Source organism: Nostoc cycadae WK-1, assembly GCF_002897135.1.
In the GTDB taxonomy this organism is placed as follows: Bacteria; Cyanobacteriota; Cyanobacteriia; order Cyanobacteriales; family Nostocaceae; genus Nostoc_B.
The window spans coordinates 111033-124014 of sequence record NZ_DF978432.1 but is presented as its reverse complement, the minus strand read 5'-3'; the positions used below and the strand labels follow the sequence as shown (position 1 = coordinate 124014).

The following is a 12982-nucleotide window of genomic DNA, read 5'->3' as shown; positions in this document are numbered from 1 at the left end:
TATCTAAATCTTTACATACAAAAAATACTGAAATTATGCCAACTCTCAACATGATTACAACAACTTCAAATACTAAATTCAGCACAGATATAGTTCGGAATTATCTGCAAGATATTGTTCGCGTACCATTGTTGACTCATGAGGAAGAAATTGTATATAGCAAACAGGTACAGCAGATGATGGTGTTACAGAAGAAGAAAGAAACTTTGAAGAAACAACTCAACCACGAACCCTCTCAAAAAGAATTAGCCAAATATGTACAGCTTAGTGAAATAGAAGTGAAGAATATTTTTCAGCAAGGTACACAGGCAAAGCAAAAGATGATGGCAGCAAATCTTCGTTTAGTGGTTGCTATTGCCAAAAAATATCAAAGAAGAAATTTGGAGTTGATGGATTTAATTCAGGAAGGTTCATTAGGTTTAGAACGTGGCGTAGAGAAATTTGACCCCACTCGTGGCTATAAATTTTCTACCTACGCTTATTGGTGGATTAGCCAGGCAATGACACGAGCAATATCTCAGCAATCACGAACTATTAGACTGCCAATTCATATTACCGAAAAGTTGAACAAACTAAAAAAAGTGCAAAGGGAATTATCTCAAAAACTAAAGCGCAGTCCTAGTATGTCTGAAATTGCAGAAAAAATGAAATTAAAACCTGCCCAAATCCGCGAACTTGTGATGATATATCGTCAACCTGTTTCATTAGATAAACAAGTGGGTGATAACGAAGACACAGAATTGCAAGAACTTTTAACAGAAGTTCCAGAAGCCTCGCCTGAAATCCTAGTAACTCAAAATTTAATGCGTCAAGATATCTATCTCTCACTGAGAGAATTAACTCTACAGCAGCAACAAGTCCTAATTTTGCATTATGGCTTGGAAGATAATTGCGAACTCACCTTGACGCAGGTAGCTCAACATCTCAACATTAGTGAGAGGAGAGTTCGTTACTTAGAAAAACAAGCACTGAGTTACCTCCGTCTTTGCCACACAAATCTACAACACTATATTTTCAGTTAAATATATGACAAAACATCAGTACGAACATCTTGGTTCTTCAACTGTTTGTCAATATCGTTATAAGCTGAAACGAGGTTAGAGAGCTTTGAGACTATAAAGAGATACGTTTAGGAAAAAGTTACAGATCCATCAAAGGTCACTTATTTGTTTTTTAAAAAAATCCCTGTAACTAGCTAAAATTTCACCCAAATTTCATCTCACTTTGTCAAGCTATTAAGAGGTAACATCTTTCAACGAAGATGATTCTGATGATTGATGGATCTAGTAAAGTGATTATAAAAGCGCAATGATTAGAATACTGAGATATACTGCTATTTTTGCCTTGACTATGGCAGTTTTAGTTCCAGCTACTTATGCAAATTCTACACCACAATCTAGTAGCTTTCCTCACGTTATTAGCCTAGTGGAATCTCCTCAAGGTATTCGCCACTGGAGAATTCTCAGGCATACTTTAAAAATAGCAGTTCCCGAAAATAGCAAGGCTATTTCTCAGCTAATTATCGAAGCTCCAGCTAACATTGTTCTCAGAGAAAATATTGATGTGTCCGAGGAATCTGGTAAAAAAATTGCTGCAAAAGTTTCTATTCAAGGCAAAAAAGCTACATTAGAGTTTGCCGAATCAGTCGCTTCTGGAACTACCATCATCGTAGAGATGAATAATGTTAAAAAAACAGCAGTGACTACTGGTGATAAGTTCTACAAGATATCTACCATTTTCGCTGGTACGAATGCAGAGTTACCAATTGGTGTCGCTCAATTGCGTGTAATTTAATGAATAAATTACTAAAATACATCTGCTGCTTATGAAAGTTTTGCTTGTTGAAGATGAGCCGGATCTGGGTGCATCGATTCAGCGAAAGTTGAGTAAAGAAAGATATATTGTTGACTGGGTTTTGGATGGAAATGAAGCCTGGACTTATCTAGAACATGATTGGACTCAATATACACTGGCAATTTTTGATTGGTTGTTACCAGGAATGTCAGGCATAGAACTATGTAAGCGATTACGGGATCGGGGTGATGCTTTACCCGTGCTGATGCTAACTGCTAAAGATAGCATGGCAGATAAGGTAGCAGGACTAGATGCAGGGGCAGATGATTATTTGATCAAGCCGTTTGGCATGGTAGAACTGCTGGCACGGTTGCGGGCTTTGCAAAGGCGATCTTCCTTTGGAGGTACAGCACTTACGTCTCAGTTCCAGTCTTTACAATTGCAAGTTGGTGGTCTGATCCTAGACTGCGGTAATTGTACAGTTTCTCGACAGTACCCTAATGGTGAAAATAAAATAATTTATTTAACAAAAAAAGAATTCCAATTATTAGAATACTTAATGAAACGTCCCAATACAGTTATTACCCGCGACCAAATTTTAAATCATCTGTACGCTTTTAGTGCAGAACGGGTTAGTAATGTAGTAGCAGCTCAAATCCGACTTTTGCGACGCAAATTATCGGAATATGGTTGTGATGGGCTAATCGAAACTGTTCCTAGTATGGGTTATCGTTTCAATCCTGGCAATGCAGATTCGACTATTTCGTAAGACTCGCTGGCAATTGGCTACCTGGTATGCGGTAGTTATGGCTCTAATTCTATCCTTATGCGGTTTCGTAGTTTACGAGGTAATCATTGATGCTTATGTGGTTTCTATCAACCGGGAACTGGAATCGGTAGCAGGTACACTACATGATGTAATTGAACCGAATTTGAAACAACCTGGTATTACAGAGCTAGTTTTCCAGCAAGTTTTACCAAATATTTGTTTAGCTGAGTCCAGTTGTCCTACCCAAAAGATCCTAAGCCACAGTCAAAGCACCCATAATGAACACGGTATTTTTAGTCCTGTATATAAAGATAAGCAATATTACATCCGTTTTGTCGATGGTTCAGGACGTTTAATTGCGGTAGCAGGTTTCCAAGCTAATGAACTGCCACCGACTGTGGAAACCCAAGTGTGGCAAACAGTCAAAGACTTACAAGGCAATCGTTACAGTCAAAAGTCTCTACTGCTGCACACTCAAGATAATCAAGATTGGGGCTATATTCAGGTAGGGCGCAATCTCAATGACCTTGATAATCGTCTCGCTGCTTTGAAATTAATTTTGGCGGTGGGATTGCCAATTACGGTATTGTTAGTTGGCGGTTCTAGTTGGTGGCTGGCGGGGTTAGCAATGCGGCCAATTGACTCTTCGTATAAACAAATGCAACAGTTTACGTCTGATGCCTCTCATGAGTTGCGTACTCCTCTAGCAGCGATTAATGCAACGGTAGAAACTTTATTTGATATGGATTATCTGCCGGAGGAGGCGCGAGATGTTTTGGCCTCTATTCAACGTCAAAATCATCGACTAGCTGAACTAGTTCAGGATATGCTGTTACTGTCTCGATTGGAACAGCAAACGCTAGCGACACAACAAGTACATTGCTGTCTGAATATTTTGATTAATGATCTCATAGAAGAATTTTCAGCGTTAGCGGCTGCGGCTTCTTTGCAGCTAACATCTTTGGTGTTATGCCAAGAGCTTTTATACGTGATGGGAGATGAAGACCAACTGTTGCGTGTGCTTTCTAATCTCATTGCCAATGCTATTCAATACACCCCTGCTGGCGGTTATGTAACTGTTATCCTCAAACGCAGCAACGGTAATGCTGTAATTGAAGTTCAAGATACAGGTATTGGTATTGCATCGCACGAGCAAAAGCGGATTTTTGACCGCTTTTATCGAGTGAATAGCGATCGCTCGCGTCGTACTGGTGGATCTGGATTGGGATTAGCGATCGCGCAAGCAATTGTTCAGGCTCATGGAGGTAGTATACAGGTGCAAAGCCAAATTGGTAAGGGTAGCACCTTCATCGTTCACTTACCCTTGACAGACGAAGCGAGCGATCGCGTCGTACTGAGGGATCTGGATTTGGGTTAGCGATCGCGCAAGCAATTGAGAATTGAATACTCTCCTAGAGAATCTAGTAGAGTAAACTCCTCTTTTCTATGCTCTGGGTGCATACATGATAATTAACACACTCAGTAGCGCCAAACAAGCTCCTAGCATATCGTAGTAATCTGGAGCTACCCCATCTACTTTCCAACCCCAAAGCATTGCCAGCACAATAAATACCCCTCCATAGGCAGCATACACTCTACCAAAGTTAGCAGGCTGGAGAGTAGCAAGCATACCGTATAAAGCTAACCCAATACCTCCGGCAATTCCCCACCAGACAGGCTTTCCATCCTTTAACCATTGCCAGACAAGATAGCCACCGCCTATCTCAAACAAGCCAGCCCATATGAAGTTAAGTAAGGACTTTAGTATTTCTTTCACTCAAGAATATCCTATCTATTATAAAGATTCTTTACGAACTTCAAATCTTATTTGATTTGTGTTTTAGCAAAAGTATAAAAACACACGGTAGTTATAAGTGGTAAGACAAGATTTTTACTTTTTAAATCTTGAGGAGATTAATATTCATGCCAGATTTTTTCAAATAATGAGAAGAATATGAAAAAATAAATTATGAAAAGAATATGAGAATATTTCATAGCAAAGTAGAATGACTCCCCCAGAAAACCGACCTAGTTTACCAGAGGTTCACCGCAGCATCAGAGTCCCTAACAGCAAGAGCTTTTGGCGCAAAATGCTGGCTTATGCAGGGCCAGGATATCTGGTTGCAGTGGGATATATAGACCCTGGCAACTGGGCAACAGATATCGCCGGGGGGTCTAAGTTTGGCTACACTTTGTTGACAGTAATTCTGCTATCGAACCTAATGGCTATATTACTGCAATCGCTATGTGTGCGTTTAGGTGTTGCCACAGGACGAGATTTGGCACAAGCTTGTCGAGATTATTTCAAACCAAGGGTAAGCTTTTGTTTGTGGGTACTGTGTGAGATTGCGATCGCTGCTTGTGACTTAGCGGAACTATTGGGAAGTGCGATCGCACTGCAACTTCTATTTGGGATTCCTTTAGTGTGGGGTGTTTGCATCACAGCACTCGATGTCCTGGTATTGTTATTCCTGCAACACAAAGGCTTTCGCTATACAGAAGCTTTGGTAATAATGCTAGTAGCAACTGTAGGCATCTGTTTTACAGCAGAAATTCTGTTCTCTCAACCTGATGTGGGGGGGATTTTATTGGGATATCTACCTAAAAAAGAAATTTTACAAAACCCAGAAATGCTCTACATTTCCATTGGCATTTTAGGGGCAACAGTGATGCCTCACAATTTGTATTTACACTCCTCTATTGTGCAAACCCGTGATTGGCAACCTAGTACTGAAAAAAGATGGGAAGCGATTAAGTTCGGCACAATTGATTCAACTTTTGCTTTGTCATTAGCACTATTCATCAACTCAGCGATTTTAATTGTGTCTGCTGCAACATTTCATTTTTCTGGAAATCAGAATGTGGCAGAAATTCAAGATGCTTATAAATTACTTTCACCACTGTTAGGAGTCAGTGCTGCTAGTGCTATTTTTGGCATCGCATTACTTGCTTCTGGGCAAAGTTCGACATTAACTGCTACTTTGGCAGGACAAATTGTTATGGAAGGCTTTTTGCAATTTCGCTTTCCTTCTTGGTTACGCCGTTTAATAACCCGTCTGCTTGCCATCATTCCAGCGTTAATTACAATCATTCTGTTTGGTGAAAATAGTACAAGTAGCCTCATAGTTCTCAGTCAAGTCATCCTCAGTTTACAGTTACCATTTGCAGTAATTCCCTTGGTGATGTTTACAAGTAATCGCCGCTTGATGGGTGAGTTTGTTAATCCCGTGTGGTTAAAATCTTTAGCTTGGTTAGTTGCTATTGTTATCGTTGGCTTAAATGCTTGGTTGCTATTACAAAGTCTTTGGGGATGGCTATTACAAGTTCCCAGTTAAAATAAAGGAACAGATCCGTGGCAATCCAATGTCATGCTGCAAGAATGAAGGGGTAAAGCCATGAAATATATCAAGCGAACAATAGCCATTCTGGGAATAATGAGTTTACTGGGTGTAATGCCTGCTGCTGTTTCTGCGCGAGAAGTACAAATACCTTTGAAGGCGACGAACTTCCAAGAGTACTATAAGCAAGGGGTGCAAAAGCTTGAGCAAGGCAACTTCAATGGTGCGATCGCAGATTTTAACTCTGTAGTACAGATGAATCCACGGTTTTATGAAGGTTTTTGCCTTCGTGGTTTAGCTAAATCTCAATTGAGAGATTTCAGTGCAGCCATTTCTGACTTTAATCTAGCGCTGCGGTTAAATCCCAAGCATACAGATGCTTATAATGGTCGGGGAATTTCTTATGTAGAACTAGGAGATTTTCAGAAAGCAATTGCCGACTTTAACCAGACAATAAAGATAGATCCGACTTCACAAGATGGTTATTATAATTTAGGACTTGCTCATTTTAGACAAGGAAATCATCAGCAAGCGATCGCAGATTTTAATCAAGCACTACAAATCAATCCCAATCTAGCTGATGCCTATGGCAACCGAGGACTGGCACAATATGCTTTAGGAGACAGTAAGAGTGCTGTTACAGACCTTCAGCAAGCTGCAAAACTGTTTCTTAAACAAGGTGATACCCAAGCTTATCAACAAACACAAGCCCTGATTCAGCAAGTTCAGCGTTAATAATTTGTTTAGGGTAATGATATCAGTGTTAATAAACCCGGTTTCCTTACGAATCGGGTTCGTAAAAATTTAAATGCACACAATGATTTAGATTTTTGTGAGTAACAAGATTTTTTTTTGAGTTTCATACTAAATAAAATTCGTGTCAGATTGAATCGTTTTATCAAAAAATGATAAGCCACAAGAATACTAATACTTGAAGTCAGAAGAATACACAGAAACTTCAGCATCAGTGCAGTCTTCCATTGCACAATATAGAAGCCCTGACTTTTCCCGTTAAGTCTCTTTTGCAAGCTGCCAACCCTCGCAAAGATCGTGTAATTTGCCTGACTGAATTTTCTTTAAGAGCGGACAATAATTTTTTCCTTGTTTAGCTTCACATAAAGCATTTAAGTCTTGATGATATTGAGTGCAACAAAATCCTAGCTACACAACATCACAAATCTTCAACCTTGATTTCATCTTGATTTCATTTTCATTTGAGACATTAAATAAAGATGTACGCGATCGGGTTAAGCAAATTCAACTATCTGGAGGATACTATGTACAATTTGGCGGTCAGTTTCAAGCACAGGAGGAAGCAACGCAGACATTAATCATTGCAGGTGCGGTTGCGATCGCAGTAATTTCCGTACTGATTTACTTTGTCATTAAATCAATTCCTGCCACTGTAATGATTATAGTTAACCTACCACTAGCATTAATTGGTGGTGTAATCTCCGTCGCCTTGGGTGGTGGTATTATTTCCGTTGCTTCAATGGTTAGTTTTATCACTCTATTCGGTGTAGCTACTCGTAATGGTTTGCTTTTAGTGGATAACTATAACAATCGCCTAGCTGAAGGAATACCACTTAAAGAAGTAATCGTTGAGGGTTCGATGGAACGCTTGGTGGCAATTCTGCTAACAGCCCTTGCATCAGCACTTGGTATGGTTCCCCTAGTAATTGGTTCTGGTGCAGGTAAAGAAATTCTACAGCCTTTAGCGGTGGTGGTGTTAGGAGGTTTGTTTACTTCCACTGCTTTGACATTGTTAGTTTTGCCAGCTTTGTATTCCCAACTCGGGAAGTTTTTGGTTCCGAAAACTACTGCACCAGTACAAAATCTTGAAGTTACTCAAGGTTCAGTTGTATAAAAATTTAAGTTTTTATTTGTTTTCTATCTTGCATCAGTTAATGAAAATTATCAAATATCAAAGAGGGTAGCTGGAAAAGGGGTTTTCAAAAATAGGTGCAAGAACTAGGTCTACCCAAGTTTGTTTCAATTTTTAACTAATCCAGATGAGGAGTAAATCAATGCAATCACTCAAACTAGGCTTTGTTATTTTAGCAAGTACAGGACTATTATTTTTAGGAGCTTGTGGTAATCAAGCATCTGAATCTAATAGTAATTCATCAGTACCAACCTCTGAAACCACAACTAAAACAGAACCTACAACTAAATCAGAAACCGTTGCCAAAACTGAGTCATCTGGTCATAGTGAAGCTAATCGCGGCGGTCAAGTTGTTGAGTCAGGTGCTTATCATTTAGAGTTTGTACCTGAGAAAGAAGATAACGGAACGCATATAGATTTCTACATCCAGAAAGGCGATAATCACGAAGCAATACCTAACGCCAAAGTAACAGCTCAAGTTCAGATACCTGATGGCAGCCAGAAAACTTTAAATCTTACATACGATAAAGAAGGTAAACACTATACTTTTTTGCTACCAGAAAAAGCTTCCGGTGAATATCAAGTGAAAATGCTTGTGGATGTTGACGGCAAAAAAGTAGACGGTCGTTTTAGTTTTAAGAACTAAATCACCTACAAGCAATTCTAAAAAAACAATCATTTCCTAGCAGCTTTTACTGTACTCTTTACGGTTTTGGGTTAAATTCATAGCTCTCGGAAATTTATTGAGTTGGGATTACTAAACTCTATGATGCTTTAGTCTTGCTTGTACTAGGGGTAGAGATAGTTGGCTACTGCTGCTCTAATAAATGAATAATTCTACCGCTTTTGGTAATTTACCTGATTATGAAATACTGGGCGATCGCCAAGAATAGTAAATAGTGTCGTGGTTGATTTCATCCTGATTTCATCTTTTCAACCTAATGTTGTAGTTAGCGCAGTAGTTCTACTCTGCTTACTTTGTTTATGCCTTGTTCAACACTTAAAACGGACTAGCTGGAAGTAAACTTTATGAATCGTTTTGTTGCTGTATTAGTGAAATCCACTATAGGTATTGCTGTCCTTACAACCCTGCTCATAGCTCAAGGTTGCTCACCACGAGTAAAATCTCAGGAAGCTGCTGCTGATAAAGAAAAGCCTACTACAGCACAACCAATGGGTAGTATGGATCATCAGGAGCATGAGACAAGTAAATCAGAACACCAAAAGGGTGGTATAGATCATTCAGAACATAGTGGTAACAAGGTAACTACTCAGGTAAAACTCACTACTCCAAAAGATATCAAGCCTAATACTACTGTGCCTTTGGTAATTAATGTGCAAGATAAAGATGGAAAAGCGATCGCCAATTTTGATACATTTCAAGAAAAACTGATGCACCTGATTGTGGTTAGTGATGACCTCCAGTTTTTCAACCATATTCATCCTATTTATAAAAACAATGGACGCTTTGAAGTCCAGGCTAATTTTCCTCAACCAGGTAGTTACACGCTTTTCAGTGATTACAAACCAACTGGAAACACAGAACAAATCTCCGTACTCAAAACACAACTTCCGGGTAAAAGTCCATCCACACCACCAATTGACCTAAAATTAAATAAGACTTTTGGTGATATTAAGGCTAATCTCACCTTCTCTCAACCAACATTAAAAGTAGGTGAAGAAGTCACCTTGAGCTTCGATTTAAAACAAACGTCTAATAATCAACCGGTTCAAAATTTACAACCATATCTGGGAGAACTAGGACATTTAGTAATTCTCAAACAGTCGTCACCATTGACAAGAGCCGATTATATTCATGCTCATGCGCTAAAAAACACTCCATCTGGAAAGGTGAATTTTATGACCAACTTTCCGACTCCTGGTACATATAAAATGTGGGGTCAATTCAACCGCAATGGCAGAATTCTTGTGGTTGATTTCGGGGTAAATGTTCAATAATTATGCTAAATATTCATCTAGATTTCATCTCTATCCATTTATACTAATATTTAGCCGTTTAAACTTACGCTTTAATGCAGATTCAGGCTTTTTAGCTGTGCTGTCATAGTGCAAATAAAAGCCTGATTTCTTTTTAAGAAATAAAAAAACTTTATATCCGAAAGCTAGTTTGTTTTTTAGTTTATTTTTCAGATTTAAATTATTGAATTTTTCGTTACTTCATCAAAGTTTTACTTTCGGACTGGCTACCTAACACAACATCAACAAATTATTTTTTGAACAAGTCAAAATTTCACCCTAATTTCATCCTGACCTGTCAGACTTATTATGTAAAGGTCTATTTAGTAGAAAATTGTAACTTATTTTACATAATGGCTGTTTCACAATTCAAGATGAAGAAAATATGGATTTACACAGGTACAGTGTTTGCTCTTGGCACTATAGCTTTCATTTGCATGACCAAGGCAAATGCTAAGGAGACTAATGTTGATAAGAATTTGCAATATCCTACTAATAGCTGGCGTTTTGTAAAACATACTTTTCGGTTAAATATCCCCAAGAATAACAACGCTCTTTCTCAACTTATTATTGAAACTCCATCTACTGTAGCAGTGAGTAATGATATTGATGTATTGGATGTGAATGATCAGAAAATTAATACTAATATTTCCGCCAATGGTAGACAAATTATTATAGAGTTCCCTGAAAAGGTTATTTCTAACACTAAGCTCTTAGTTAATTTTAATAAGGTTCAACAACCAGTTACAGGCCCGGATTCTGTATACCGCTTTTCAGTGAAAGTTGTTGGTAGTGAGGTAGAGATTCCCATTGGTTTAGCTAAATTTCCTACATTTTAATATTTAGATTTTTATGTTAATCAAAAATTTCATCCAGATTTCATTATGACCTGCCAAACTTGATTAATAAAGGTAGTAGACCTTTTTGACTTAAAACAGTAAACGAGTTAATGAGAAGGCTTTTAACTTCTCTTAATTCTTGTGTGAATGTAGGAGATAGATAATTCTGTCTTTACCTAGTTGTTATGTATTAGTTGATAACGGCTTACTAAACACGAATCTAAATATTTGCTGATGTTACTGATTAAATTAGGAGTAAATATGAAAAAACTGGTAGCTTACATTGCTATATCTACTCTAGCTGCTGCATTTTTAATTCCTGCCAACTATGCAAGTGCCAATGAAGAAAATGATAGTCTTCCTCATGTTGAGGGTAACTATCAATTTCCTCCGACTCGCTGGGCGGTTGTTAGACATACTTTGCGAGTACACGTTCCTAAAAATAGTAAAGATGTTTCGCAGTTAAATATTGAAGTTCCAAGTACTGTAAGGTGGAGCAATGATATGAATGATATTGTTGTAAACAAAGAGAATGGTCAGAAAATTAACGTTAATGTTTCTTTGAATGGTAAGACTATACTACTAGCTTTTGCTGAACCAGTTGCTCCTAACACTAAGCTAGAGATTGACATCAAGAATGTCAAGCAACCATTTCTTGGTAATGGGCCTGTTTATTATTTATCTGCTAATCTCATTGGTAGTGATGTAAAAATACCTATAGGTGTAGCTAGATTTCGTATTAGTCCTTAAAATCTTTGCTATCCAAATAAAGCTCCTGATAGTTAACTGATTTTTGAGTTAACTATCAGGAGAATTTTTAATTGATTTTAAAATTTGAATATTTGATAGTTTAACCATAAATAATTTTGAGTAATTACGTTTAGCAACTACATTTTAAATTTCTTTTGGCATAACAATATTTCATCTTTATTTCATCAATAGCTTTCATAATTATAAATATATAGAATCCCATTTGATTGTTGAAAAGTCAACCTGACTGAAAGCCTGTCAAATAAGGTTTGGCTTCTCAGTATACATAGCAAGACTCAAGTTGGATTCCTATAGAGATAGTTCATTGATTAACTAAATAAGGAGAATATCGATGAAAAAGCTGATTTACACTGTTACTTTTACCTTAGTTCTTGCATCTTCAGTTACTACTGCTTGGGCTAAAAATCCAAATGATGCTAAATTTTCTCATCTAGGCAATAGTGCTGCTGTTCCTAATGTTGCCCGTATCCCAGATGCTACTCATAAATTTGATGTTCATGTCCAAGGTAAAGCACTTTCAGAATTGGCGATTGATTTACCAGAAGGAATAAGTATTAATAAAGGAATTGAAGTCCAAAACAAATTAGGTCAAAAAATTCCTACAACGGTTTCCATTAACAACAAAAAAGCTACTGTAGCTTTTTCGGAACCAATAGTTCCTGGTACAACTATATCAATTCGTATGAAAGGAGTTAAGACTCCAGATTATGAGGGAACTTGGCATTATCCTGTATCTGTTAAAAAGATTGATATGAAAGAAGAAATTCCACTTGGTTTAGCTCGGATTCAGACTTACGGTGGCTAGGCTGATTAACTGCTGTTAATTTTGGGTGTGGCTGGCTGTCAACCAAATTAATCGGTAGCTGTAGGGTGGGATAGTGGATTTTGCCTACCCTATATCATCTTGCCAGAGTTAGTTATGAAAAAGTCAATTTATGCGGTTGCAGCATTTTTTCTAACAGTAACTTCTTCATTTCCTTGCTGTCAGAAGAAAAAATCAAATTTATTACAAATTATTAATATTGTATTTTTTAGACTTGACTCTCCTGTTAGGTGGAGGATTGAAAATACTAGTAAGGTAATTGTTGGTCAATATTATGGCAAAATAAATGTCAAATTCAGATATTTACAGCTAATTGCCCTCTTTGTGAGGATACAGTTTGTACAGCGTAAGAACTAGCTGGCTCAAATTGTGAAGTATTAGTTGATGACTTGTGTTCAGTTCAGGAGCAGCAGACTTATCTAGCGAAAGTTGAACAGTATGGAGTTCAGTCAATGCCAGCAATCGCCATCAACGGGGTGCTGGTGTTGACTAGTAAAGCAACTCATGACCAATTGCTAGCAGTCGATGTGGGACAATCCCTTAATCTAAGTAGGCATGGATGTTACACAAATGCCAAAAAGCGCGATCGCCCACGGTAGATTCGGAGACCATCGCATCTATCACGACACCAACGAAGATGCGATCTACTGAAAGCAGTCCTTTGCTATCGCCTTGATTTGTAAAGAAACGTGTACAGAAAAAATATTTCATCCTCTTTTCATCTCTAGGTGAAAAGCTTAAAGTATAGGATTTTATGGAAGATAGAAACATCTGACTAAGTGCTTG

General features: G+C 37.9%; 13 protein-coding genes and 1 pseudogene. 12 read left to right on the top strand and 2 right to left on the bottom strand.

The window, feature by feature from the left end:
* Nucleotides 1-35: 35 nt before the first annotated feature.
* From NCWK1_RS18265 to rppB, 4 genes are all read left to right on the top strand, one after another.
* Complete coding sequence (locus NCWK1_RS18265; RefSeq protein WP_017307561.1) at nt 36-1022, top strand: RpoD/SigA family RNA polymerase sigma factor; 987 nt, start codon at nt 36-38, stop codon at nt 1020-1022.
* 328 nt (nt 1023-1350) lie between these two features.
* Nucleotides 1351-1794 (top strand): DUF2808 domain-containing protein, encoded by a 444-nt coding sequence (locus NCWK1_RS18260; RefSeq protein WP_017307560.1) that lies wholly within the window; start codon nt 1351-1353, stop codon nt 1792-1794.
* A 31-nt stretch (nt 1795-1825) separates the two neighbouring features.
* Entirely contained in the window at nt 1826-2563 is a 738-nt protein-coding gene (gene rppA, locus NCWK1_RS18255; protein ID WP_017307559.1) for a two-component system response regulator RppA, read from the top strand.
* On the top strand, nt 2541-3941 hold the full coding sequence (rppB, locus tag NCWK1_RS18250) for a two-component system sensor histidine kinase RppB (RefSeq protein WP_102205967.1): 1401 nt from the start codon (nt 2541-2543) through the stop codon (nt 3939-3941). Before rppA ends, rppB begins: the two co-directional genes overlap by 23 nt.
* 66 nt (nt 3942-4007) lie before the next feature.
* Here the strand turns inward: rppB and NCWK1_RS18245 are convergent, their stop codons facing one another.
* Nucleotides 4008-4340, bottom strand: coding sequence for a YnfA family protein (locus NCWK1_RS18245; protein ID WP_102205968.1), 333 nt, complete (start codon nt 4338-4340; stop codon nt 4008-4010).
* A gap of 229 nt (nt 4341-4569) precedes the next feature.
* Between NCWK1_RS18245 and NCWK1_RS18240 the strand changes: the two genes are divergently transcribed.
* From NCWK1_RS18240 to NCWK1_RS18205, 8 genes and pseudogenes are all read left to right on the top strand, one after another.
* Nucleotides 4570-5898, top strand: coding sequence for an Nramp family divalent metal transporter (locus NCWK1_RS18240; RefSeq protein WP_103125698.1), 1329 nt, complete (start codon nt 4570-4572; stop codon nt 5896-5898).
* 60 nt (nt 5899-5958) lie between these two features.
* Nucleotides 5959-6636, top strand: coding sequence for a tetratricopeptide repeat protein (locus tag NCWK1_RS18235; RefSeq protein ID WP_102205970.1), 678 nt, complete (start codon nt 5959-5961; stop codon nt 6634-6636).
* A 493-nt stretch (nt 6637-7129) separates the two neighbouring features.
* Nucleotides 7130-7768 (top strand): annotated as a pseudogene (locus NCWK1_RS18230) (efflux RND transporter permease subunit); the annotation flags it as partial.
* A gap of 160 nt (nt 7769-7928) precedes the next feature.
* A complete protein-coding gene (locus NCWK1_RS18225; RefSeq protein ID WP_103125697.1) occupies nt 7929-8432 on the top strand; it encodes a hypothetical protein in 504 nt (167 codons plus the stop codon).
* Between the two features lie 383 nt (nt 8433-8815).
* Nucleotides 8816-9745: a hypothetical protein gene (locus tag NCWK1_RS18220; protein WP_103125696.1), complete on the top strand. Its 930-nt coding sequence runs from the start codon at nt 8816-8818 to the stop codon at nt 9743-9745.
* A gap of 371 nt (nt 9746-10116) precedes the next feature.
* Nucleotides 10117-10602, top strand: coding sequence for a DUF2808 domain-containing protein (locus NCWK1_RS18215; RefSeq protein ID WP_245894930.1), 486 nt, complete (start codon nt 10117-10119; stop codon nt 10600-10602).
* Nucleotides 10603-10863: 261 nt separating this feature from the next.
* Entirely contained in the window at nt 10864-11352 is a 489-nt protein-coding gene (locus tag NCWK1_RS18210; RefSeq protein WP_103125789.1) for a DUF2808 domain-containing protein, read from the top strand.
* Nucleotides 11353-11704: 352 nt separating this feature from the next.
* The gene (locus tag NCWK1_RS18205) at nt 11705-12178 is read left to right on the top strand and encodes a DUF2808 domain-containing protein (RefSeq protein WP_103125695.1); all 474 of its coding nucleotides are present in this window, start codon (nt 11705-11707) and stop codon (nt 12176-12178) included.
* Between the two features lie 558 nt (nt 12179-12736).
* Here NCWK1_RS18205 and NCWK1_RS29640 read toward each other — a convergent pair.
* A complete protein-coding gene (locus NCWK1_RS29640) occupies nt 12737-12907 on the bottom strand; it encodes a hypothetical protein (RefSeq protein ID WP_155950516.1) in 171 nt (56 codons plus the stop codon).
* Nucleotides 12908-12982 lie beyond the last annotated feature (75 nt).